The following is a 21458-nucleotide window of genomic DNA, read 5'->3' on the forward strand; positions in this document are numbered from 1 at the left end:
TCGGTCGCATTCAGGAATCAGGGTTTTACCGGAGGCGCCGATGTTGTTCCAGTCACGCTCGCACGAAGACGTGCACGACCACGGGCTCGCGATCGCGGGCTGGCATCAGGTCTACCGCCAGATGACGCCGGGCCGCTTCAGGGGCACGGTCACGCAGGTGCTGTACGACGATTTCCACTTCTTCCGCGAAACGACCAACCGGCGCGTCGCGCAAACCGGGCTCGCGCCGGCCGGGCGCACGTCGCTCGCGGTGCCGCTGTCCGTGCCGCTCGCGGGCACGTTCCAGGGCCAGCCGGTCGACGGCTATGCGTTGCTCGCGCTGCGCGCCGGCGAGGATTTCGAATTCCATACGCCGGAAGGGATGGGGCTCGTCGGGATCAGCGCGGCGTCCGACATGGTCGACGAGCTGTGCGAGGCCGAATTCGGCGCGGCCGGCGCGCGCAAGCTGCGGCACGTGACGCGGCTGTCCGACGCGCAGGGTGTCGCGCTCGGCGTGCGGCTGTCGTCGCTGATCGACGATGCGCAGCACAACCCGGGCCACCTCGAATACGCGGCCACCCGCAAGATGTTTCGCGATGCGATGCTCGGCATGTTTCTCGATGCGCTCGAACAGGGCATCGGCGTCGAGCGCCGCGACATCACGCATGCTACCTACAGCGATATCGTGAGCCGCTGCGAGAAGCATCTGCGCGACCGGCCCGAAGAACCCGTCACCGTGCTCGAGCTGTGCCGCGCGCTGCGCTGCAGCCGCCGCACGCTGCAAACCAGCTTCCAGCGCGTTGCCGACGTCACGCCGGTCGGCTATCTGCGCACGATCCGGCTGAACGCGGTGCGGCGCATGCTGCGCACGACGTCCGTGCAGCAGCTCGGCATCGGCGAGGCCGCCGCGAGCTGGGGTTTTACGCATCTCGGCTATTTCGCGCGCGAGTATCGCGACCTGTTCGGCGAGCTGCCTTCCCAGACGACGCGTCCCGACTGACGCACGCGTACCGCGACGGCGCCGTCGGGCACCGTCGCGGGCGGCGCGATCCACCGTTTGCCGATTTGCGATAGAGGTCCTGAATTTTCGCTGGATAGAGTCCCGTCACCCATATCGACAACACCATCGGTTTGCACTGCGAATCGACGACACCAGAGGACGGGACATGAAGATCGGACGACGACTGGCCGCGGCCGCGGCTACGCTGGGTTGCATGCACGCGCATGCGCAGACCTCGGGCAGCGTGACGCTGTACGGCACCGTGGACACCGGTGTCATCTACTCGACAAACCAGCAGTTCACGCGCGCCGACGGCAGCACGGGCGGCGGCCATGCGTGGCAGATGGGCGGCGGCAACCTTGTGCCGTCCCGCTTTGGGTTCCAGGGCGCCGAGCCGCTCGGCGGCGGGCTCGATGCGGTGTTCACGCTCGAACAGCAGTTCCTGTCCGCGAACGGGCAGGCGCTGCAGGGCGGCACCGCATTCAGCCGGCAGGCGTGGGTCGGGCTGCGCCAGGACGGGATCGGCACGCTCGGCCTCGGCCGGCAATACGACTCGTACACCGACATGCTCGGCGCCTATGTGTCGAGCAACAACTGGGCGACGCCGTACGGGTCGCATCTCGGCGACGTCGACAACCTGAACGCCGCGTTCAATTTCAACAACGCGGTGAAGTTCACCAGCGCCGATTTCAACGGCCTCACGTTCGGCGGCACGTTCAGCTTCGGCGGGCAGGCCGGCGACTTTTCCGCGAAACGCGGTTATGCGGTGGCCGCGACGTACACGCGCGCGCCGGTGGCGTTCTCGGTCGGCTACCTCGACCTGCATCAGCCGCTCGACGCGGCGCTCGGCGGCGCGAGCGGCTATATCGGCGATTTCGCGTGCAGCAACCCGGGCGCGATGTACTGCCTGCTGCAGGACGCCGGCTCGATGCGCGCGTTCGGCGCGGGCGGCTCGGTGACGCTCGGCGCGGCGACGGTCGCGCTCACCTACACGCATACGCGCCTCGGTGACAGCCGCTATTTGTCGACCGCCGCGCAGCCGCGCACGCAGGCGTTCACGTTCGACATCGGCGAGCTGAACGTCACGTACATGTTCACGCCCGCGTTGCAGGGCGGCGTCGCGTACATCTTCAATGCCGCGCACACCGACGGGCGCGGCACGACGCGTTTTCACCAGCTGAATGTCGGCACGAACTACAGCCTGTCGAAGCGCACGGCGCTGTATGCGGTCGCGATCGGCCAGATCGCGAGCGGCGCTGGGCTCGGCACCGACGCGAACGGCAACGCGGCGAACTACGCGCAGATCCCGGTGCTCGCGAACAGCAATTCGAGCCGGCAACTGGCGGTGATGGCCGGGATCCGCGTGAACTTCTGACGGGGGCCGAGGCGGCAAGCGGGGCGGGGCAGCGGGGCAGCGGGGCACGGCGGCCGCCTCTTCCGCCGCGTGCCATAAATTCTTAACGATCGGCGTGAACAATGGCGTTCGCTTCAGGCAGCCGGAAGCGTCGCCCGCGTTGCACACGTGTGCAACGCCCAGTTGTCCCGCCACCACGCCGAACGAGAGAGACCCCATGACCTTGCTGAGCCGCCTGCGCGTGCTGTCCGCCGCCCTTGCGCTGTCCTTCGCCGCCACGCACGCTGTTGCCGCGGACCTCGTCATCGCAGGCCGCGACGACATCTACGGCAAGGGGCTGGCCGACGCCGTCGCCGGCTTCAACAAACTGCACCCCGGCACCGAGATTGAGCTGCTCAAGCTGCCGAACGCGAACCTGTACCAGAAACTCAAGCTGTCGATGCGCGAAGGCACCGGCGCGTACGACCTCGTGATGATGGACGACACGTGGGCGCCCGAATTCATCGGCAACGGCTGGCTGAAGCCGCTGCCGGCGTCGCTCGCGGACGCCGATCTCGTGCCGTCCGCCGTCGCGCTCGGCCGCAACGCAGCCGGCGCGCTGTACGCGCTGCCGATCGTCGGCAATGTCGAGATGTTCGCGTATCGCAAGGACCTGCTCGCGAAATACAAGCTGCAGCCGCCGCGCAACTGGGACGACGTGCTGAAGATCGCGCAGACGGTCGGCGGTGCGGACAAGAGCGTGTCGGGCGTCGTGTTTCGCGGCACGAAGGGCAATCCGGTCGTGACGGGCTTCCTGCCGATCCTGTGGGCGTACGGCGGCGACGTGTTCGACCATGCCGGCAACGTGACGATCGATTCGCGCGAGGCGCAGGCCGCGCTGAAGACGTTCCTCGCGCTGAAGGCGTCCGCACCGAAGGACGTCGACGTGTACGGCGCGGCGGAAGTGCGCGATGCGCTGCAGCGCGGCACGGCCGCGCAGTCGATCGAGGTGTGGCCCGCGTGGGTGCCGGCGCTCGACGATCCGAAGCAGTCGCGCGTGGTCGGGCAAATTGCGCTGCAGCCGCCGCCGGGGCAGACCGCCGGCCCCGCGCCGATGCTCGGCATCTGGCAGATGGGCATTCCGAAGGATGCGCCGCACGCGAAGCTCGCACAGGACTTCCTGGCTTACCTGACCGCCCGCGACACGCAGACGCGCCTCGCCGGAATCGGCATTCCGCCGACCCGTCGCAGCGTGTTCGCCGATCCGGCGCTGGTGCGCCAGTACCGCTGGTATCCCGATCAACTGAAGGCGCTCGAGGCCGGCCGTGCGCGGCCGCGCGTGAAGGATTGGCAGCAGGTCGAGAGTATTCTCGGCGACCAGCTCCAGCTCGCGCTGACCGGGCAGTCGGCGCCCGACGCCGCGCTGCGCCAGGCACAGCAGAAGATCGCACAGGCGATGGCCGCGGCCGGCAAGTGACGGCTCGCCTCGATATGTCACCCGGAACCCGCGCATGAAAACCTTCGGCCGCAGCCTGCCGTTCGTTGCGCTGCTCGGTCCTGCACTGCTGGTGCTCGCCGCGCTCGCGCTGTATCCGGTCGCGCAGGTGCTGATCGACTCGTTCTGCCGGGTCGACTACGCGGCCGGCCGCCGCGCGTTCGCGGGGCTCGCGAACTATCGCGCGGTGCTCGGCGACGACGCGTTCGCGGCCGGTTTCGGCAATACGCTGCGCTTCACGATCGTCGCGTCGCTTGCCGAGGTCGCACTCGGCTTCGGCCTCGCGCTGCTGTTCGTGCGCGCGTTTCCGGGGCGGCGCATTGCGCTGCCGCTCGCGATCCTGCCGATGATGCTGTCCACGCTCGTGTGCTCGGCGATCTGGCGCAACTGGCTCAACTTCGACGGCTTCCTGAATGCGCTTCTTGCGGCGTTCGGCGTCGAAGGCGTGCGCTGGCTGTCCGATCCGCATCTCGCGCTGTGGTCGCTCGCGCTCGTCGACGTATGGCAGTGGACGCCGATGGCGTTCCTGATCGTGCTGGCCGGGCTGCAGTCGATTCCCGGCGAACTGTACGAAGCCGCGCGCACCGACGGCGCGAGCGAGTGGCAGTGCCTGCGCGACATCACGCTGCCGCTCGCGGCGCCGCAGATCGGCCTCGCGCTGCTGCTGCGCTCGATCGACACGTTCAAGCTGTTCGACAAGGTCTATGCGCTGACGGGCGGTGGCCCCGGCAACGCCACGCAGACGCTGTCGACCTATATCTACGACACGGGCTTCCGCTTCTTCAACGTCGGTCCGGCGAGTGCCGCGTCGGTGCTGATGCTCGCGGCGTCCGCGCTGCTGGTCTCGGGGTATGTATGGCAGACGGTTCGCAAGCGGCGCGCATGACGGCGCAACCCGCGGGCATCTCACGCGCGCGAACGGGCGCCGCATTCGGTCGCGCGGTGCCGTGGGCGCTGCGCATCGCCGCGCTCGCGCTGTTGCTGCTGCCATGTCTGTGGATGGCCGGCGCGGCGTTCATGCCGACGCTCGAGCGCCTCGATCATCCGTTGCGGATCTGGCCGGCCGCGCCGACCGTCGAGCATTTCGCGTCGGTGTGGTCCAACGGCATCGGCGCGCCGCTCTTCAATTCGCTGCTGGTCGGATTCGGCACGACGCTGCTCGCGCTGGCGCTCGCATTTCCGGCCGCGTATGCGCTCGTGCGGCTGCGGTTCCCGGCACGGCTCGATTTGCTGTTCCTGGTGCTGGTACTGGCGTTGAAGCTGATGCCACCGATCACGATCGCGGTGCCGCTGTTCGCGCTCGCGAAGCGGCTGCACCTGCTCGATTCGACGCTCGGCCTGATGCTCGCGTATCAGATCTACGCGTTGCCTATGGCGATCTGGATGCTGCTCGCGTTCGTGCGCGACGTGCCGGTCGAATACGAGGAGGCGGCCTGCATCGACGGTGCGGGGCTCGCGCGGCGGCTCGTGCAGATCGTGCTGCCGCTGTGCGCGCCGGGGCTGATCGCGACCGCGATCTTCGTGTTCATCGCCGCATGGAACGAGTTCCTGATCGCGCTGCTGTTCGTGTCGACGCCGAGCCGCTTCACGCTGCCGCTTGCGATTGCCGGTTATGTGACGGAGAACGGCATCGACTGGGGCGACCTGATGAGCGCGGGACTGATGGCGTCGCTGCCCACGCTGGCCGTGGCCGGCTATGTGCAGCGCTACCTGTTGCGCGGGTTCGCGGGCGGGTTGAAGTGACGCGCGGCAACGCCGCGCCCGATTTCACCGTGTCATGCGCAGCTATGCCGCACCACCTGCGTGACCGGCACGACACGCGTGCGCGACGGGCCGTCGAACGTCTGCATCCGGTCGGCGAGCAGGTCGATCGCAGCGTGCGCGAGGCCGCGCGTGTCTTGCCGGAGCGTCGTCAGCCGATAGGCGTCGTATTCGGCGGCCGGGATGTCGTCGAAGCCGATCACGCGCAGGTCGTCCGGCACGCGCAACCCGAATTCGCGGCGCGCGGCGTCGATCACGCCGAGCGCGAGCAGGTCGGACGAACAGAACACGCCGTCGGGCCGCTCGCCGGACGCGAACAGTTGCCGTGCGGCGTCGATCCCGCATGCATGCGTGTCGGACGGCGTGTCGAGCACGCGCGCGAGCGTCGCGTCGAATGCGTCGCCGCGCCCGATTGCCTGCTCGAACGCCGCGGCGCGCGCCTGCGCGCTGTAGCTCGCGCCGCGCGGCCCGACGAACGCGAGCCGGCGCGCGCCGGCCCGCACGAGCCGCTGAGCCGCATGGACGGCGCCCGCCGCGTTGTCGCTGACGACGACATCCGCGCCCGGCAGGTTCGCGTCGCGGTTGATCATCACGACGGGGATCCGGTGTTCGAGATACTGCTGCGCCACCGACAGCGGCGGCGACGCGGAAGTCATCACGAGGCCCGCGATCCGGTAGCTGAGCAGTTGTTCCAGCGACTGCCGGACCTGGCGCGGATCTTCCGCATTGGTCACGAGCGGTGTGAGCGCGCGCTGCCCGAGTGCGGCCATCAGGTCCGACAGCAGCCGTGCACGAAACGGATTCTCGAAGCCGGCCGTCACGACGCCGATCATGCTGCTGCGCTGCGTGATCATGTCGCGCGCGATCAGGTTGACCTGGTAGCCGAGCGCACGCGCGGCGACCATTACGCGTTCGCGCGTTTGCGGCGCGATGCTCGCCGTCGGCGAGAACGCGCGCGACACCGCGGAGCGCGATACACCGGCGCGCGCCGCGACATCCGACGCCGTTACCCACGGTTTTCTTTCCTTGTCATTCATTGAGTCATGATCCGTTCGAGCCACGATACGTGCACGCCGCTCGCCGACTGGATGTCGGCGCTCGACGATGCGCGGCTACTGCATACGCTGACCCTACCGGGCAGCCATGACACCTGTGCGTATACGGTCGACGATCGGCTCGTGCGCACGCAGCGCGCAACGCTTGATGCGCAGCTCGCGCACGGCGTGCGGCTGCTCGACATCCGCTGCCGGCACGTGCGCGACGCGTTCGACATCCATCACGGCGGCGTCGCGCTCGGCATGACGATCGACGATGTGCTGGCAACTTGTACGCGCTTTCTCGATGCGCATCCGCGCGAATGCATCGTGATGTCGGTGAAGGACGAATGGCCGGCGCACGCGTGCACGCGCAGTTTCGATGCGACGTTCGATGCGCATTGCGCGCGGCACCCGCGGTTGCGCTGGCATGTCGGCGCCACGCTGCCCGTGCTCGGCGACGTGCGCGGCGCGGTCGTGCTGCTGCGGCGTTTTCGCAGCGGCCGGCCGCTCGGTATCGACCTGACCGCGTGGCCCGACAACGCGACGTTCACGATCGATCATCCCGACGGTGCATTCGTGATCCAGGACGAATACCGTGTGCCGGTGGCCGCGTCGATCGGCTGGAAGTGGCGCGCGATCGACGCGCTCCTCACGCACCTGCCGACACCGGAAAGCGGCCGCTGGGCGATCAACTTCTGCAGCGGGACGGGGATGGGAGCGAATCCGTCGGTGGTCGCGCACGGCGACGGCCGGGTGCAGGGCATTCATGCGCGGCTGGCCGAACGATTGCGCGAGCAGCGCGGTTCGTGTGGTGCGATGCTGCTTGATTTCTGCGATGACGACGATTGGGCGCTGGTGCGCGCGCTGATCGAGTGCAACGACCATGCGCCAGGTTTTCATGGTGAATCCCTACGGGGGCAATAATCGGATTGCCGTTGCGGATCGCCGGTCGGGTGCCGGCGCGATTGCACGCTTACGACGATCAGCGCGCGTTGCCGATCGTGATGCAGAAATGGAGCCGGTCGGTCGTTTCGGGGTACTCGTCGCGCCACGCCTGTGCGTCGGACACCATCGTGCTGCGGCAGAACGCGGCGGCATCTTCAAGCGGTAAGTCTTCAAGACTCACGGTGCCCTGCGGCGCGCTGCCATGTCCGACTCGTCCGTCGGCAGTCAGAACCCAGCCTTCCCACCCGTAGATCGGAATGCGATGACGCTCGCAATAATCGATGCATTCGAGCGCGACGTCGAGCGGAAGCACGATCTCGCGACGGGAAATCGATTGCGCGGCGAGTGCGGCAGGAATCTTCCCGAGTTGCGACATGGCGGGCGGCAGGGGGCGGTGTGGCGCGGGATCGGCGGGCTATCGCGTCGCGATCGCCACTGCCGCACCGGCCATTGCGGTCGCGCTCGTGCGGTTCGCGATCCGTTTCGCGCGCGCCGAAGTGAGAAAAGCCCGCGCACGCACCGCGAGCAGCGACCAGAAGCAGTCGGCGAGGATCAGCACCGCGAGCATCGTGCCGACCAGTTCGGCCCACGCGAGAGCGCCCACGTGCGTGAGGTCGACAATGGTCGGCAGCAGCGCGAGATAGAACAGCATGATCTTCGGGTTGCCGAGCGTGACCAGCATGCCGGCGACGAACATGCGCCACGGCGACTGGCCGCGCGGCAGGTCGTCCGCGCCCGTCCCGGTCGGCGCGGTCCACATCTTCCACGCGAGGAACAGCAGGTACGCGACGCCGAGCAGCTTCAGCACGATCAGGCCCGTCTCGAACGTGCGCGCGAACGCGGACAGCCCCGCGACCGCGAGCGTGAGCCACAGCGCTTCGCCGAGCCACATCGCCGCGAGGAACGGCAGCACGTCTCGCACGCCGTTCGTCAGCACGCGCGCGACAAGCGCGGCGACGCTCGGGCCGGGCGTGCCGGCGGTGACGAGCAGGGCGAAGGCGAAGACGGCGAGCGCGGACAACGTCATGACGGACCTCGTGGGTGGGGCGTTCGAAACGTATGAAGTTTCGATTATAGTGACGGCCGTTCCAGACTGCCTGCCTGAATTGCCGTCATGACTGCATCGATCCTGATCCGTCCCGCCACGCGGGAAGACGCGGCCGCGATGGCCGCCGTGGAAGTCGCCGCCGCGCAGCGGTTTCGCGAGATCGGCATGACCGACATCGCCGATGGCGAGCCGACCGATACGGCCGACGTGCTTGCGCGCATCGACGACGGCCGCGCGCTTGTCGCGGTCGATGCGCAGGGCGCGTGCGTCGGGTTTGCGTTCTACCGGCTGCTCGATGCGCAGCGGCTGTATCTGGAGGAACTGGATGTCGCGCCGTCGCATGCCGGACAGCGGATCGGCGCGCGCCTGATCGAACAGGTGACGGCGCGCGCGGTGCAGCTGGGTATCGCGCAGGTCGTGCTGTCGACGTTCCGCGATGCACCGTGGAACGCGCCGTACTACGCGCGTCTAGGTTTCCGGATCATCGACGACGCATCGCTCGACGACACGCTGCGCGCGGTCCGCGCGCATCACGTCGCGCGTGGGCTCGACGAGACGCAGCGCGTGTTCATGCGCGCGGCCGTGCGCGCCTGAACACGTGCTGCCCGGCCGTCAGGCCGCGTCGCTCAGCGCCGGGTAGTCGGTGTAGCCCGTTTCGCCTTCCGCGTAGAACGTCTCCGGCACCGGCTTGTTCAGCGGCGCGCCGAGTTCGAGGCGGCGCGGCAGGTCGGGGTTCGCGATGAACAGCTTGCCCCATGCGATTGCGTCGGCGTTGCCGCTCGCGAGTGCGGCCTGCGCGGTGTCGAGCGTGAACTGCTCGTTCGCGATCAGCGGGCCGCCGAACGCTTCCTTCAGGCGCGGGCTCAAGTGGTCGCCCGAATACGATTCGCGCGTGAAGATGAACGCGATCTTGCGGCGGCCGAGCTCGCGTGCGACATAGCCGAACGTTGCCGCCGGATCGGAATCGCCCATCGTGTGCGCGTCGCCGCGCGGCGCGAGGTGCACGCCGACACGGCCGGCGCCCCATACGTCGATCGCCGCGTCGACCACTTCGAGCAGCAGGCGCGCGCGGTTCTCGATCGGGCCGCCGTAGGCATCGGTGCGGCGATTGGTGCTGTCCTGCAGGAACTGGTCGAGCAGGTAGCCGTTCGCGCCGTGGATCTCGACGCCGTCGAAGCCGGCCGCCTTCGCGTTTTCGGCGCCCTTGCGGTACGCGGCGACGATGCCCGGGATTTCGTCGAGTTCGAGCGCGCGCGGCGTCACGTACGGACGCTGCGGACGCACGAGGCTTACGTGGCCGCCCGCGGCGATCGCGCTCGGCGCGACCGGCAGGTCGCCGTTCAGGAACACCGGATCGGAGATCCGGCCGACGTGCCAGAGTTGCAGCACGATGCGTCCGCCGGCCGCGTGCACGGCCTGCGTCACCTGCTTCCAGCCTTCGACCTGCTCATCGGACCAGATGCCGGGCGTGTCCGCGTAACCGACGCCCTGCGGCGTGACCGAGGTCGCCTCGGTAATGATCAGGCCGGCCGATGCGCGCTCGGCGTAATAGCGGGCCATCAATGCGTTCGGCACGCGCGTCGCGCCCGCCCGGGAGCGGGTGAGCGGCGCCATCACGATGCGGTTCGGCAGGGTCAGGTCGCCGAGGGTAACGGGATCGAACAGCGTGGGCATGGCAGATAACCTCTTACGAAAGGCGGGCGCGCCGTCGCGTCATGCGCAACGCGGGCCCGCGTGGCCGATACGGCCGGTTGGCTAGAGATCGCGGCGCAAAGCGTCGTGAAATGCGTCGATGACGGCCTCGTTGCGCCGGAAGAAAGCCCACTGGCCGATCCGCGTCGACGTCACGAGCCCCGCGCGCTGCAGCGTCGCGAGGTGCGCGGAAACGGTCGACTGCGACAGCCCGCAGCGCGCGTCGATCTGCCCCGCGCAGACGCCGTGGTCGTACGGCAGCGTCTGCGCCGGAAAATGCTCGCCCGGTGTTTTCAGCCAGTTGAGGATTTCACGGCGCACGGGGTTCGAGAGCGCTTTCAGGATCGCGTCGATGTCGATTTCGGTCGGCATGGATGGAGCAGGTGTTTCGGTCGGGCAGACGGGTATCGTCGATGGGCGAATCATATATCGGGATTTGACGATATGTTTGAAAGCCCTGCTGGCTATGGGGGCGATAGCTGCCGACGATCCGCTATCGTCGCGGGAAGTTGACCTGCGCATGCTACGAGGCAACGCAGAGCTGACCCTCGATCACGATGCGCCGGGTGATCCGGCGCTGCAGGTGCTTCTTCTCCGGTTGGTGGACGCAACCAATTCCGGCATTACGTTGTCTCGCGCGGACCGCGGGTAATGCAATCAGATGTCGCGTGTACGGGGAATGACGACTGCCTGGCCATGTAATCCGCCGTCCGCGTCGAGAAGTTGCCACAGTGTTGCTTCCTCGATCATGAAGCGCTGGCCGGATTTCGTGATGCGAACCCCTTTGTATCCGGTCTCGTAACCAAGCCGCTGTACGCGTGCGAGGAATTGCTGGCGTTCTTCGCGATTCGGCGCTTCGGCAGAGAGCCGGGACGGAAGCCGGGTGATTTCATCCCAGTCATATCCGAATCGGCGCTGCGCGGCCTTGTTGGCATAGATAAAAAGCGGATCGGGGTCGGTGTTGTGTGCAAGCACTGCGAACGGGGCGCTCTCATAGAGCCACTCGGTTGCGTCATTTTCGGGAATGGTGGCCGGCACGAGCGGGCGACCGAGCAGTCGAGCATGGCTGTCGGCAAGCAACTGGTAGAAGGCTGGATTGCGAAAGAACGGAATCATCTGGCACATCGCACCCGGGATTATCGGAAGCCGTTACGATACAGCAGCTTCATTCGGCGCGGCGCATCGTGCCGGATCATGCGGGTACGTCATTCCGAACATGGCAGCCGGGAGCGAAGCGCCGAACATGAGTGTGAGAGGCAGCGCGCCGATGCGAAACAGGTATTCGGTGCTCGCAAGCATGAGTGTGCGGGCCGTCACTCAATTTCCCGGATCATTTGAAAACGCCCGGATGAAGATACTGCTCAAGCTTTCCGTTTCAGTGGATCGACCTGCCTGAGGTCATGCAAGGCGCCCCGCGCATGCCCGCGCATGTCCTTCACGGCCGCTTCTGCGGCCTGGACGCCGGAGAAAATTGCCGTGGGTACGCCATACCCCGGGAACGTCGTTTGTCCTCCTAGATAGAGGCCGCGCAGCCCGGTCCGATGCGGAAAGAACTTGTCGGGCATGGTGCCCGGCGCAATGCCGTAGAGCGCTCCTTCGTATAGATGCCGTCCGCGCGCGAAATCCTGCGGATCCGATACACGGACGTTTTCCAGGCAAAGGCCGGGGAGATGGGCCTGTATCGCGTCGAGATAGTCGCCGACCACGGCCTGCGTCATCGCGCTCGTCCATTTCGATGCGGAATGGATTCCCGTTGCTGGCGCATACAGTTCCAATACTGCCTTGCCGTTTGGCGCAAGCCCCGGCAGCACCTGTGACGGACAGGTGTAGGCGAGCCAGCGAGGAACGCCGGGCGTCGATACATGCATGGCCGCCTGTTGCGACATCGGGGGAACATGATTGGTAATGAAGGCGCTTGGCAGCACGGCACCGGAGCAGCCGATCTGGATTGAAATCGCGCGATGCGAGAGCGGTGCCGCTCGGGCCTTGTGCGCTAGCCGCCGAGGTACGGCGTGGGCGGGCAACAGGTGGCGGACCACTTCGAAACCTGAACACGTCGCCACGACGCAATCGGTCGAGATGCGCTCGCCGTCGGCAAGAACGATGCCCCGGGCGGCCCCGTTCTCCACGAGGATTTCGCGTACATGGGCACCGAACCTGATCGGCACCGACCGTCTGGACAGTTCGCGTGCCATCACGGAGCTGATGGCGCCCATACCTGCGCGAGGCAAATGGAATCCCTCCTCCAGCATGGCCAGCAGGCCGATGATCTGCGTTGCCGGAAGGCGATCGGGCGGTTGCCCGGTGTAGAGCAGTGTCGATGCAACAGCCGCCTGCAGGTCCGCATCGGCGAAGTGCGACGCGATCAGGTGGCTGACATGCCCGTTCATGCGGGGCAGGTAACGCCACAGTTTGCTTAACGTCCGTAGAAGCGAAGGCTCCTGCGGCAGAACTTCATCAACCAGCGTGCGGTAGACAGGGCCCCATTGCTGTTGGAGCCTGCCAAGGCCGTCACGCAGTTGCTGTGTCCGTGTATCCTCCTTGTCGCCTTCCACATATGACGTGCCGGCACTGGATAGATGAATGGCCGTACCATTCTCCAGATGCGTAACGTGAGGCCGTTCAATGGCTACCATCGGAATCTCGCGATCGAAGTCGAGGCCAAAGCGCCGGAACGACGCGCGAATGAGCGAGGGCACCGCGACATACATCGCACCGTTATTGAATGTGAACCTGTTGGCCGTCGTGGTGGAGCAGCAGCCGCCGGCCTCGTCCGAGGCCTCCAGTACGACGACGGGTCTGTCATTGCGTGCCAGCGTCAGCGCGGCAGCCAGGCCGGACAAGCCTGCGCCGATCACGAAGACGGGTTCCTTGCCATTGCGCGTCATACGATCTCTCGTGATTTGCACGATGAGCAATATTGCGTATCGTGCATAAAAGGTGAAGTTGCGGCAAGTCTCGACCGCATCGAACGCCAGCGAACACGACTTGCCGCCACGGGGCAGCGATCGACGCGTAGCTCGCCGCGTCGAGAGGGCGGTCAAGGATGCACCGGTTCGCCATCGGTCGGGAACGTATGCCGGGCGTGCCAACCGCCATCGTTCCGAGTCAGCCGGACCGAGTTGAGGCCCAGCGGATCAGGCGCAACCCTCCGCATGCGCGACCACAGTTCAACCCAGGTGGGCTCACAGGTAACGGTCACTACATAAGGATCGTCAGGCCCGTTGGGGAACCAGGTGCGCAGTGATTCTTTCCAGATGCGTTGCTTCAGCGCAGTCTCCGCGGAGACTGTCGGGACGGTCCCGATCGTGACGTATCCTCGGTCAGCCATGCTGAGGAAAGACAGACTGACCGTCTTCCCCTGGCGAATCTCCAACGCTTTGCGCGTTCTCGAGTCGGTCATGAAACGAATCGTGAGGTCCTTCCCGATCTCCAGAACCTCGACGACTCTGGAGTTGATCTGACCGGACGCGTCGTTCGAAGAGACGAAACAGAAGGCGCAATGACTGGCGATTTCAGTTGCTTGTTGAAAGAGTTCGCTTGCATTCATGATGATGTGCGACAGCGTTTCAGGAAGCCCCGGAAAACCGGGGAAACTCGGTGGAAAAAGGTCAGGTGGCGCATGTCCCTGCACCTCGATCTCGATACGTCGTCAGTTCTCGAAGTCGCTTTCACGACATCGATCTACCGGACGACAGTATTCCGATGCTCGCCTCCATGGAGGTAAGGTACGTGGCGACGTGCAGGCCTGCGCCAAGAGCGAACACTGCAACCAAGCCGAGCGACACCCCACAGACGAAGAAGTGCACTACATGCAAATGTATACGACGTGCATTATTGTGGCAACATGCATCGGAGGTGCCGGCCTGATTTTCCGTGCGCGCTGCAAGCCGGGAGCCAATCACGTCGCCTTCTTGATTCACCGAGCTGCGCGCGCAGCCTGTCGAGCGCTTTCGGGTCGTCGCTCGACATACCGCCCGTTCCGACCGCAGCCGCCCGGTAATGGCTGCGCCGGCATCGGTGTGGTGATCGAGGGTGTGGGTTCGCAGTGGCGACGCATACTTGAAGCACACGTGCTTTAGTACGGACGTCTGCGCCTCGATATGCAACCGTTCGCTGACCTCTTTGCCTATGCTGTGCAACGGTCTGCGCGTCGCGCGCCGGCCCTTCTTGTTTGAGGAGATCTTTCATGCCTGTTCGGGCCGTCATATTCGACTTCGATCTGACGCTGGCGGATTCGTCCGCCGCGATAATCGAATGCACGGAGTACGCGTTGCACCAGCTTGGCGCCGCCGGCGCGACGCCTGCGCAGATCGGCGCCGTGATCGGACTGCCGCTGCACGAGATGTTCCGTTCGTTGACAGGCGAAACCGACCCGGAGCGGGCCGACGCGTTCGCGCGGCACTTCGTGGTGCGCGCCGACGAGATCATGGTGCACGGCACCCGCATCTACCCTGAAGTCCCGCCGCTGCTCGCGCGTCTGCGCGAGCAGGGTCTCGAGGTCGCGATCGTTTCGTCGAAGTTTCGTTATCGGATCGAGGCGATCCTCGCGCTGAACGGATTGCAGTCGCTGGTCGACGTGCTGATCGGCGGGGAGGACGTGCAGCGTCACAAGCCCGACCCGGAAGGGCTTGTGACGGCGCTCGCGCGGCTTGGTCTGCCTGCTGCCGCGGCGATCTACGTGGGTGACCATGCGGTGGACGCGCAGGCGGCCGAGCGCGCCGGCGTGTCGTTTGTCGGCGCGGTGAGCGGGATGACGTCGTTCGACGCATGGGCGCGCGCGGGCAAGCAGGCGGTGACCGCGCATATCGGCGAACTGGCCGCGATCGTGCGGCGAATGCAGCGTGCTTCGGGTGAAGCCCGCGTCGACGCCGAACGTGGTGCAAAACCGGCCGACTGAACCGCTTTCCGCAACGGGTCGGCAGCGCGCGACGGATTCTGCGACCATCGCCGTTAAAGTCATATCCGCATCCAGGTCCGTCACCATGTCGCTCATTTCCGTCGCCTTTGCAAGAATCCGGCTCTCGCGCGTGCTGCCGGCCGTCCGAACCCTGTCATACGCGATTCCGTTCGCGGCAGCCTGTGCCGCAATCGGCGTGCTGGGCGGTGCACGTCCGGCCGATGCCGCCACGCAGCGCGAACGTCTCGAGGCCCCGGTCAAGGCCGTCGCCGACCAGCGCGTGGCCGTCGCTACGCCGCAGGGCAGCGCAGTGTTGCCCATCTACGCCGATCATCCGCTCGACACGGCCGCGCCTGACGTCACGCGCGTGTTCATCGTGATTCACGGCACGCTGCGGAATGCCGACGCGTACTACGCGTCGGGGCTCAAGGTCGTCGAGAAGGCCGGCGTGGCCGGGCAGAGCACGATGGTCGTCGCCCCGCAGTTCCTGACGCGCGCCGATACGCGCGCGTTCTCGCTTCCCGTGCAGACGCTGGCCTGGACCCAGGAAGGATGGAAGGGCGGCGAACCGGCCCGCCAGCCGGGCCCGATCAGTTCGTTCGCCGCGCTCGATGCGTTGCTCGCGCATTTCGCCGATCGCAGCCTGTACCCCGCGCTGTCGACCGTGGTCGTGATCGGTCATTCGGCCGGCGCGCAATTGCTGCAGCGTTATGTGGTGGCCGGGCACGAAGGCGACGCGCTGGTGCAGGCAGGCATCGCCGTGCGCTATGTGGTCGCGAACCCGTCGAGCTACCTGTATTTCGACGACGAACGGCCGGACGCACAGGCAATCGCGGGCGGTGCGTGCCCTAGCGCGACGGAATGGAAATACGGGTTGAAGTCGGCGCCGCCTTACGTCGCGTCGCAGGACGTGCGCGAACTCGAAACGCGCTACGTCGCGCGCCATGTCGTGTATCTGCTCGGGCAGGCCGACACGAACCCGTACACGCATTTCATCGACCGCTCGTGCGCGGCGATGGCGCAAGGGCCGTACCGGCTCGCGCGCGGGCTCGCCTATTTCGATTACCTGAGGAAGCGGCATCCGGACGATCTCGCGCAGCAGGTCGTCGAAGTGCCGGGCGTCGGGCACGACAGTCTCGGGATGTTCACGTCGGCGTGCGGGCTGGCCGTGCTGTTCGGCCAGGCGTTGCCGCAATCGTGTCCGGTCGTCGCCGGAACCGCGCCGGCCGCGCCCACCTGATCGCGCCGTTGCGATCGGCGCGCGGTGCGGCGCCGCGCGTCATGCCGGTTTTTCAGCAACCGGCGGCGCGTCCGGATCGAATACCGCCAATCCTTCCGTCGGGTCCATCGGCAGGTTCCACGGACGGGCGGCGATCGCCCGTTTCGCGGCGTCGTAGCCGGCCTGCCGGCGGGCCGCGATGCCGGCGGGCGTGAAATCGATGTCCTTCAACTGATTGTCGCCGTCGAGCCGCGGTGCCGCGAGCTTGATCAGGTGCATCGTGGTCTCGCATCCCCACGCGGCGAGCCGGTGCACGGCCGGCGACGCGCGTTCGGCTTCCGGCACGTGCCGGACCAGCTCGCGGATCACGTGGCGCAGTCGGTGGATCTGCTGCTGGCGCGCGATGTGGCTGTCGGTGCGGCTCGCGTACTGGATGTCCTTCTGCCGTTCCGCCACCTGCCAGATGCTCTCGGGCTCGGGGCCGGCCGGATTCCACATCTGCACCGAGAAGATGATCGAGCTCCGGCGCGGGTTGTCGTCGAGCACGACCTCGACCGGCGTATTCGAATACACGCCGCCATCCCAGTACGGCTCGCCGTCGATCCGTATCGCCGGGAACGCGGGCGGCAGCGCGCCCGAACTCATGATGTGGTCGATTCCCAGGTGCGTGTCGCGCGAATCGAAATAGCGCATCGTGCCCGTGCACGCATTGACCGCGCTGACGGTCAGGCGCGGGTGGCCCGCGTTCAGCAGGTCGTGGTCGATCAACGACGCGAGCGTGTCGCGCAGCGGCGCGATCCGGTAGTACGACGCGCGATCGACGCCGAGGCGGACCATCGGGCCGAGCCACGATGCCGGATTGGGCTGGAAGAAGCCCGTGATGCCGCCGCCGATGATCATCAGCTCGGCCAGCGTCTTGTCCCAGCCGGGCAGCAGCGGCGAGACGTCGAAACGGGTCCGCTCGGTCACGCGCTGCCAGAATGCCGACAGCTTCTCGTAGCGCCGTTCCGGCGGATTCCCGGCGATCAGCGCCGCGTTGATCGCGCCGATCGACGTGCCGACCACCCAGTCGGGCCGGATGCCGGCCTCGTCCATCGCCTGGAATACGCCGAGCTGGTACGCGCCCAGTGCGCCGCCGCCCTGGAGCACGAGCACGACTTGCCCGGGGAGGTCCATTCGTGCCGGCTGGCTCGCGGTCATGACTTGCCTCGCTGCGTGTGACGGTGGGTCGGATCCGAACAGTTCGATTCAGTGTAGGCGATCGGCGGCGCGGGATCGCCTGACGCGCATCGGCTGGCATGCGCCCGCCGTGCGGGCGGCGTCACGCGTCCGGGTATGGCGTGCCGTCCTTGTGCAGGAACCGGCCGTCGCGGCTCGGGCTCATCATGTCGATGTCGGGGCAGGTGATCACGTCGTCAGGCGAGCGCGAGCCGACCTCGAGATAGACGGCGACCGCGTCCGACCGGTTGATCAGGTGATGGCCGTTGCCCGAGCCTTTCGGAAACGCCGCGCAGTCGCCCGCGCGCAGCACGGTCTCGCCGCCGTCCTCGATCATCACGAGTTCGCCTTCGAGCACGTACACGAATTCGTCTTCGTCGGAATGCCAGTGGCGCTGGCTCGACCAGCCGCCCGGCGGCACGCGCATCAGGTTGACGCCGAAATCGCGCAGCCCGCCGGCGTCGCCGAGGCGCTGGCGGATGCGCTGCGCGCACGGGCCGTCGAACGGCCGCGGATAGCCGCTGCCGCGGCGTTCGGGCACGGCGCTGAGGTCGATCCTGGGCATGGGCGGCTCCGTCTGCCACGCGGGCGAATGGGACGGTTGCCATTGTAGGCGGCCGCCGCCTGCCGTTCGTCCGCGCGTTTCGTGGCGGGCCGCGTCATTCGACGGTGATCGTCTCCTTCATGTACGGGTGAATCCCGCAGAACACCTTGTAGACGCCCGGCTTGTCGAAGCGGAACGAGTATGTCTCGTCCTGGTCGAGCGCCTTCGAATGAAAGATGCCCGCGTCGTTGACGACGGTGTGCGGCTCCCCGTCGAGGTTCTTCCAGGTAACCGTCGTGCCGGCCTTGATCGTGGTCGACATCGGCGAAAACATGAAGTTGTGGATCGTGACCAGCGGGCCGTCCGGGCCCTGCGCGAACGCGGTGAGCGGCGTGCCGGCGGCGGCCGCGCACAGGATCAGCGCCGCGATGATTTTTGGTTGCTTGAAGCGGGTCATGTCGGTCTCCTTATGTAAATCAGGCCAGCGTCGCGTCGTGCAGTGCCGACGCGGCCGGGTGGCCGGCGAACTCCACCGTCGTCACGCCGAGCATCTTCGGCAACTGGTCGCGCGGCACCGTGAGCGGTACGGGGCCCGGGCCGTTGCCGGCCGTCGGCTGCGGGAACGCGGTCGAGCGCGCGGTGTGGAAGGTGATGTTGCCCTCGACCTTCGACACGATCTGGTGGATGTGCCCGTTCAGCACGGTGACCGAGCCGAAGCGGCGCAGCATCGCCATCGTCTGCGGTGCGTCGCCGGTGCCCCAGCCCCACGGCTCGTAGATGGTCCACATCGGCATGTGCGAGAACACGACGATCGGCGTGCTCGACGAGCGGCCCTTCAGATCCTGCGCGAGCCACGCGAGCTGGTCGTCGCCGAAGCTGCCGAGCCCGTTCGGCTTGAAATGCATCACGTTGACGAGGCCGATGAAGTGCACGCCCGCGTGATCGAAGCTGTAATAGCCGCGGTTGTCCGACGCCTTGCCGAACCGGCCGAAATATTCGGCACCCGAACCGTCGGTGACGTCGTGCTCGCCGGGCACCGTGTGCAGTTCCGGCACGCGCAGCGCGGACAGCAGTTGCGATGCATGGTCGAACTCCTCCGGCTTGGACAGGTGCGTGATGTCGCCGGTATGGATGGCCAGCGCGGGCATCGCCGGCATCCCGTTGACGAGTTCGATCGTCTGCCGCAGCGTGGCCGACACGTCGGGGTTGGCATCCTTGTTGAAGCCGATGTGCGTATCGCTGATCTGCACGAACAGCGGCCGGCCCGCGTCGGCCGGGCGCGCGTCGCCGGTTTGCGCGAGCGCGAGGTCGAACGGCGTCAGGATGCCGCCCGACAGCGTAAACAGCGTGCCGAGGCCGCCGAAGGCCATGCACTGCAGGGCCTTGCGGCGCGACGGGCGGGTGGGATTCGATGAAGACATGGGAGCCTCGCAATCGTATGACGAAACGGGACGGCCGGGTCGTCCTGGAATAAACCGGCGCCTTCGTGTGCCATACCGGTGCTGCGACGGTTTTATTCCCGCGATGTTTGAATTCGGCAACCGGTGCCGGCGGCCCGAAAGGCGGCCGTCGGGATGCCGAACGATGACTTGTTAATGTCCTGTAATCGATACGTCATATTTGCGTCATGGCCGCCCGATAGCCTGCGACACCGAGTCACCTCTCCGGAGCCCCCTTCATGCCGAATCTCGCGGCAACGGAAACCAGCGGCGCGGCCAGCCAGCGCACCCGCACCCTCAGCTTCGCGCTGTTTTTTCTGATCATTGCCTGCGGCATCGTCTATATCGCGATTCACCTGAGCGCCGACCTCAGTCCGGTCCGGGAAAGTTCGGTCCTGCCGTTCCTGCTGCTCGTCGTCGCGCTGCTGATCGCGCTCGGCTTCGAGTTCGTGAACGGCTTTCACGACACCGCGAACGCGGTCGCGACCGTCATCTACACGCATTCGCTCGACCCGCACCTGGCGGTCGTCTGGTCGGGCCTCTGGAACCTGTTCGGCGTGCTCGTGTCGAGCGGTGCCGTCGCATTTGGCATCGTGCAGTTGCTGCCCGTCGAGCTGATCCTGCAGGTCGGCAGCGGTGCCGGCTTCGCGATGGTGTTCGCGCTGCTGATCGCGGCCGTCACGTGGAACCTCGCGACCTGGTATTTCGGGCTGCCGTCGTCGAGCTCGCACACGCTGGTCGGCTCGATCATCGGCGTCGGTCTGATGAACCAGATCGTCAGCGGCCCGTCGGGCACGAGCGGCGTCGACTGGAACCAGGCGCTCGGTGTCGGCAAGGCGCTGCTGTTCTCGCCGCTGATCGGCTTCGTGCTGTCCGCACTGGTGCTGCTGCTGCTGAAGGCGCTGGTGCGCGTGCCGGCGCTGTACCAGGAGCCGAAGGGCAACAAGCCGCCGCCGTTCTGGATTCGCCTGCTGCTGATTCTCACCTGTACGGGCGTGTCGTTCGCGCACGGCTCGAACGACGGGCAGAAGGGCATGGGCCTGATCATGCTGATCCTGATCGGCGTGATGCCGACCGCATACGCACTGAACAAGGCCGTGACGCCGGATCAGACGAGCACGTTCGTCGCGGTCGCGCGCCACGCGTCGACGACGCTCGTCAAATACGCGGACCCGGCCGTGCAGTCCGTCAACCCGCGCGCCGACGTCGAGGCGTACGTACGCACGCGCAAGCTGACGCCCGCGACGATTCCCGCGCTGGGCAAGCTTGTCGACACGATCGCCGACCAGGTCGCGCAGGCGGGCGGCATTTCGAGCGTGCCGCAGAACCTCGTCGACAACGTGCGCAACAACATGTACGTCGCGTCCGAGGCAATTCGCCTGATGGAGAAGGCGAAGGCGCCGGCGTTCCCGGTCGAGGACGCGAGCGCGCTCGATGCGTTCAAGAAGCAGATGGATCGCGCGACGAAATTCATCCCGACGTGGGTCAAGGTCGCGGTTGCGATCGCGCTCGGCCTTGGCACGATGGTCGGCTGGAAGCGGATCGTCGTGACGGTCGGCGAGAAGATCGGCAAGTCGCACCTCACGTACGGGCAGGGTGCGTCGGCCGAGGCCGTCGCGATGCTGACGATCGGGATGGCCGATGCATACGGGCTGCCGGTATCGACCACGCACGTGCTCGCGTCGGGCGTGGCCGGCACGATGACCGCGAGCGGCGCGGGTCTGCGCTGGGACACGGTGCGCAACCTCGTGCTCGCGTGGGTACTGACGTTGCCCGCATCGATCGCGCTGTCGGCCGCCCTGTACTGGGCGCTGCACGGGCTGTTCTGACCGGCGCTAGCGGGTGCGC

23 protein-coding genes are annotated in these 21458 nt (G+C 66.8%); 11 read left to right on the plus strand and 12 right to left on the minus strand.

Translation table 11 applies throughout. The features are described 5' to 3' along the window. Positions 1–40: 40 nt before the first annotated feature. From OEJ37_RS27275 to OEJ37_RS27295, 5 genes are all read left to right on the plus strand, one after another. Positions 41–979: a helix-turn-helix domain-containing protein gene (locus OEJ37_RS27275; RefSeq protein ID WP_152865212.1), complete on the plus strand. Its 939-nt coding sequence runs from the start codon at positions 41–43 to the stop codon at positions 977–979. A 166-nt stretch (positions 980–1145) separates the two neighbouring features. Then, positions 1146–2354, plus strand: a complete 1209-nt coding sequence (locus tag OEJ37_RS27280; protein WP_174420760.1) for a porin — start codon at positions 1146–1148, stop codon at positions 2352–2354. A 196-nt stretch (positions 2355–2550) separates the two neighbouring features. Further along, positions 2551–3789, plus strand: a complete 1239-nt coding sequence (locus OEJ37_RS27285; RefSeq protein WP_175918247.1) for an ABC transporter substrate-binding protein — start codon at positions 2551–2553, stop codon at positions 3787–3789. A gap of 34 nt (positions 3790–3823) precedes the next feature. Further along, the gene (locus tag OEJ37_RS27290) at positions 3824–4693 is read left to right on the plus strand and encodes a carbohydrate ABC transporter permease (protein ID WP_174420762.1); all 870 of its coding nucleotides are present in this window, start codon (positions 3824–3826) and stop codon (positions 4691–4693) included. Then, the gene (locus OEJ37_RS27295) at positions 4690–5550 is read left to right on the plus strand and encodes a carbohydrate ABC transporter permease (protein ID WP_263347376.1); all 861 of its coding nucleotides are present in this window, start codon (positions 4690–4692) and stop codon (positions 5548–5550) included. Before OEJ37_RS27290 ends, OEJ37_RS27295 begins: the two co-directional genes overlap by 4 nt. Positions 5551–5582: 32 nt before the next feature. On the opposite strand, the gene OEJ37_RS27300 is transcribed toward OEJ37_RS27295, so the two are convergent. Then, entirely contained in the window at positions 5583–6605 is a 1023-nt protein-coding gene (locus OEJ37_RS27300; protein ID WP_263347378.1) for a LacI family DNA-binding transcriptional regulator, read from the minus strand. A 6-nt stretch (positions 6606–6611) separates the two neighbouring features. Here OEJ37_RS27300 and OEJ37_RS27305 point away from each other — a divergent pair, with 6 nt between their 5' ends. Then, on the plus strand, positions 6612–7529 hold the full coding sequence (locus OEJ37_RS27305; protein ID WP_263347381.1) for a phosphatidylinositol-specific phospholipase C: 918 nt from the start codon (positions 6612–6614) through the stop codon (positions 7527–7529). 58 nt (positions 7530–7587) lie between these two features. Here OEJ37_RS27305 and OEJ37_RS27310 read toward each other — a convergent pair whose 3' ends face one another. Continuing rightward, positions 7588–7926 carry a hypothetical protein gene (locus OEJ37_RS27310; RefSeq protein ID WP_263347383.1) on the minus strand — a complete coding sequence of 113 codons (339 nt, stop codon included), beginning with the start codon at positions 7924–7926 and terminating at the stop codon, positions 7588–7590. A gap of 39 nt (positions 7927–7965) precedes the next feature. Then, the gene (locus OEJ37_RS27315) at positions 7966–8577 is read right to left on the minus strand and encodes a LysE family translocator (protein WP_174420767.1); all 612 of its coding nucleotides are present in this window, start codon (positions 8575–8577) and stop codon (positions 7966–7968) included. Between the two features lie 87 nt (positions 8578–8664). Here OEJ37_RS27315 and OEJ37_RS27320 point away from each other — a divergent pair, with 87 nt between their 5' ends. Next, a complete protein-coding gene (locus OEJ37_RS27320; protein WP_263347387.1) occupies positions 8665–9192 on the plus strand; it encodes a GNAT family N-acetyltransferase in 528 nt (175 codons plus the stop codon). An 18-nt stretch (positions 9193–9210) separates the two neighbouring features. Here OEJ37_RS27320 and OEJ37_RS27325 read toward each other — a convergent pair whose 3' ends face one another. Together OEJ37_RS27325 and OEJ37_RS27330 are read right to left on the minus strand one after the other, a co-directional pair. Beyond that, complete coding sequence (locus OEJ37_RS27325) at positions 9211–10272, minus strand: alkene reductase (RefSeq protein ID WP_263347390.1); 1062 nt, start codon at positions 10270–10272, stop codon at positions 9211–9213. 81 nt (positions 10273–10353) lie between these two features. Then, a complete protein-coding gene (locus OEJ37_RS27330) occupies positions 10354–10662 on the minus strand; it encodes an ArsR/SmtB family transcription factor (RefSeq protein ID WP_034180436.1) in 309 nt (102 codons plus the stop codon). Here OEJ37_RS27330 and OEJ37_RS27335 point away from each other — a divergent pair. Then, the gene (locus OEJ37_RS27335) at positions 10643–10942 is read left to right on the plus strand and encodes a hypothetical protein (protein ID WP_263347393.1); all 300 of its coding nucleotides are present in this window, start codon (positions 10643–10645) and stop codon (positions 10940–10942) included. The two genes, OEJ37_RS27330 and OEJ37_RS27335, sit on opposite strands and share 20 nt — an antisense overlap. 5 nt (positions 10943–10947) lie before the next feature. Here the strand turns inward: OEJ37_RS27335 and OEJ37_RS27340 are convergent, their stop codons facing one another. The 3 genes from OEJ37_RS27340 to OEJ37_RS27350 all read right to left on the minus strand — a co-directional run bounded on the left by OEJ37_RS27340 (position 10948) and on the right by OEJ37_RS27350 (position 13924). After that, complete coding sequence (locus tag OEJ37_RS27340) at positions 10948–11406, minus strand: MEKHLA domain-containing protein (protein ID WP_263347396.1); 459 nt, start codon at positions 11404–11406, stop codon at positions 10948–10950. A gap of 245 nt (positions 11407–11651) precedes the next feature. Next, positions 11652–13178 (minus strand): phytoene desaturase family protein, encoded by a 1527-nt coding sequence (locus OEJ37_RS27345; RefSeq protein WP_263347398.1) that lies wholly within the window; start codon positions 13176–13178, stop codon positions 11652–11654. 152 nt (positions 13179–13330) lie between these two features. Continuing rightward, a complete protein-coding gene (locus tag OEJ37_RS27350; protein WP_174420772.1) occupies positions 13331–13924 on the minus strand; it encodes a pyridoxamine 5'-phosphate oxidase family protein in 594 nt (197 codons plus the stop codon). 555 nt (positions 13925–14479) lie between these two features. On the opposite strand from OEJ37_RS27350, the gene OEJ37_RS27355 reads away from it, so the two are divergent. Further along, positions 14480–15190 carry an HAD family hydrolase gene (locus OEJ37_RS27355; RefSeq protein ID WP_263347400.1) on the plus strand — a complete coding sequence of 237 codons (711 nt, stop codon included), beginning with the start codon at positions 14480–14482 and terminating at the stop codon, positions 15188–15190. Between the two features lie 85 nt (positions 15191–15275). Continuing rightward, positions 15276–16430, plus strand: a complete 1155-nt coding sequence (locus tag OEJ37_RS27360; RefSeq protein WP_263347403.1) for an alpha/beta hydrolase — start codon at positions 15276–15278, stop codon at positions 16428–16430. Between the two features lie 39 nt (positions 16431–16469). Here OEJ37_RS27360 and OEJ37_RS27365 read toward each other — a convergent pair whose 3' ends face one another. From OEJ37_RS27365 to OEJ37_RS27380, 4 genes are all read right to left on the minus strand, one after another. Beyond that, positions 16470–17609: a patatin-like phospholipase family protein gene (locus OEJ37_RS27365; RefSeq protein WP_263347405.1), complete on the minus strand. Its 1140-nt coding sequence runs from the start codon at positions 17607–17609 to the stop codon at positions 16470–16472. 121 nt (positions 17610–17730) lie between these two features. After that, entirely contained in the window at positions 17731–18192 is a 462-nt protein-coding gene (locus OEJ37_RS27370; RefSeq protein ID WP_174420777.1) for a cupin domain-containing protein, read from the minus strand. Between the two features lie 94 nt (positions 18193–18286). Further along, a complete protein-coding gene (locus OEJ37_RS27375) occupies positions 18287–18628 on the minus strand; it encodes a cupredoxin domain-containing protein (RefSeq protein WP_174420778.1) in 342 nt (113 codons plus the stop codon). A gap of 19 nt (positions 18629–18647) precedes the next feature. Next, complete coding sequence (locus OEJ37_RS27380; RefSeq protein ID WP_174420779.1) at positions 18648–19592, minus strand: metallophosphoesterase family protein; 945 nt, start codon at positions 19590–19592, stop codon at positions 18648–18650. 257 nt (positions 19593–19849) lie between these two features. On the opposite strand from OEJ37_RS27380, the gene OEJ37_RS27385 reads away from it, so the two are divergent. After that, positions 19850–21439, plus strand: a complete 1590-nt coding sequence (locus OEJ37_RS27385) for an inorganic phosphate transporter (RefSeq protein WP_263347408.1) — start codon at positions 19850–19852, stop codon at positions 21437–21439. Positions 21440–21458 lie beyond the last annotated feature (19 nt).

Origin of the sequence: Burkholderia sp. BKH01, from assembly GCF_025685725.1 — a bacterium.
Taxonomy (GTDB): Bacteria; Pseudomonadota; Gammaproteobacteria; order Burkholderiales; family Burkholderiaceae; genus Burkholderia; species Burkholderia pyrrocinia_C.

Bases quoted from the DNA above. Each gene is read 5' to 3' on its own strand.
- OEJ37_RS27275 (WP_152865212.1), top strand. From the start codon at position 41: ATGTTGTTCCAGTCACGCTCGCACGAAGACGTGCACGACCACGGGCTC.
- OEJ37_RS27280 (WP_174420760.1), top strand. From the start codon at position 1,146: ATGAAGATCGGACGACGACTGGCCGCGGCCGCGGCTACGCTGGGTTGC.
- OEJ37_RS27285 (WP_175918247.1), top strand. From the start codon at position 2,551: ATGACCTTGCTGAGCCGCCTGCGCGTGCTGTCCGCCGCCCTTGCGCTG.
- OEJ37_RS27290 (WP_174420762.1), top strand. From the start codon at position 3,824: ATGAAAACCTTCGGCCGCAGCCTGCCGTTCGTTGCGCTGCTCGGTCCT.
- OEJ37_RS27295 (WP_263347376.1), top strand. From the start codon at position 4,690: ATGACGGCGCAACCCGCGGGCATCTCACGCGCGCGAACGGGCGCCGCA.
- OEJ37_RS27300 (WP_263347378.1), bottom strand. From the start codon at position 6,605: ATGAATGACAAGGAAAGAAAACCGTGGGTAACGGCGTCGGATGTCGCG.
- OEJ37_RS27305 (WP_263347381.1), top strand. From the start codon at position 6,612: ATGATCCGTTCGAGCCACGATACGTGCACGCCGCTCGCCGACTGGATG.
- OEJ37_RS27310 (WP_263347383.1), bottom strand. From the start codon at position 7,926: ATGTCGCAACTCGGGAAGATTCCTGCCGCACTCGCCGCGCAATCGATT.
- OEJ37_RS27315 (WP_174420767.1), bottom strand. From the start codon at position 8,577: ATGACGTTGTCCGCGCTCGCCGTCTTCGCCTTCGCCCTGCTCGTCACC.
- OEJ37_RS27320 (WP_263347387.1), top strand. From the start codon at position 8,665: ATGACTGCATCGATCCTGATCCGTCCCGCCACGCGGGAAGACGCGGCC.
- OEJ37_RS27325 (WP_263347390.1), bottom strand. From the start codon at position 10,272: ATGCCCACGCTGTTCGATCCCGTTACCCTCGGCGACCTGACCCTGCCG.
- OEJ37_RS27335 (WP_263347393.1), top strand. From the start codon at position 10,643: ATGTCGATTTCGGTCGGCATGGATGGAGCAGGTGTTTCGGTCGGGCAG.
- OEJ37_RS27330 (WP_034180436.1), bottom strand. From the start codon at position 10,662: ATGCCGACCGAAATCGACATCGACGCGATCCTGAAAGCGCTCTCGAAC.
- OEJ37_RS27340 (WP_263347396.1), bottom strand. From the start codon at position 11,406: ATGATTCCGTTCTTTCGCAATCCAGCCTTCTACCAGTTGCTTGCCGAC.
- OEJ37_RS27345 (WP_263347398.1), bottom strand. From the start codon at position 13,178: ATGACGCGCAATGGCAAGGAACCCGTCTTCGTGATCGGCGCAGGCTTG.
- OEJ37_RS27355 (WP_263347400.1), top strand. From the start codon at position 14,480: ATGCCTGTTCGGGCCGTCATATTCGACTTCGATCTGACGCTGGCGGAT.
- OEJ37_RS27360 (WP_263347403.1), top strand. From the start codon at position 15,276: ATGTCGCTCATTTCCGTCGCCTTTGCAAGAATCCGGCTCTCGCGCGTG.
- OEJ37_RS27365 (WP_263347405.1), bottom strand. From the start codon at position 17,609: ATGACCGCGAGCCAGCCGGCACGAATGGACCTCCCCGGGCAAGTCGTG.
- OEJ37_RS27370 (WP_174420777.1), bottom strand. From the start codon at position 18,192: ATGCCCAGGATCGACCTCAGCGCCGTGCCCGAACGCCGCGGCAGCGGC.
- OEJ37_RS27375 (WP_174420778.1), bottom strand. From the start codon at position 18,628: ATGACCCGCTTCAAGCAACCAAAAATCATCGCGGCGCTGATCCTGTGC.
- OEJ37_RS27380 (WP_174420779.1), bottom strand. From the start codon at position 19,592: ATGTCTTCATCGAATCCCACCCGCCCGTCGCGCCGCAAGGCCCTGCAG.
- OEJ37_RS27385 (WP_263347408.1), top strand. From the start codon at position 19,850: ATGCCGAATCTCGCGGCAACGGAAACCAGCGGCGCGGCCAGCCAGCGC.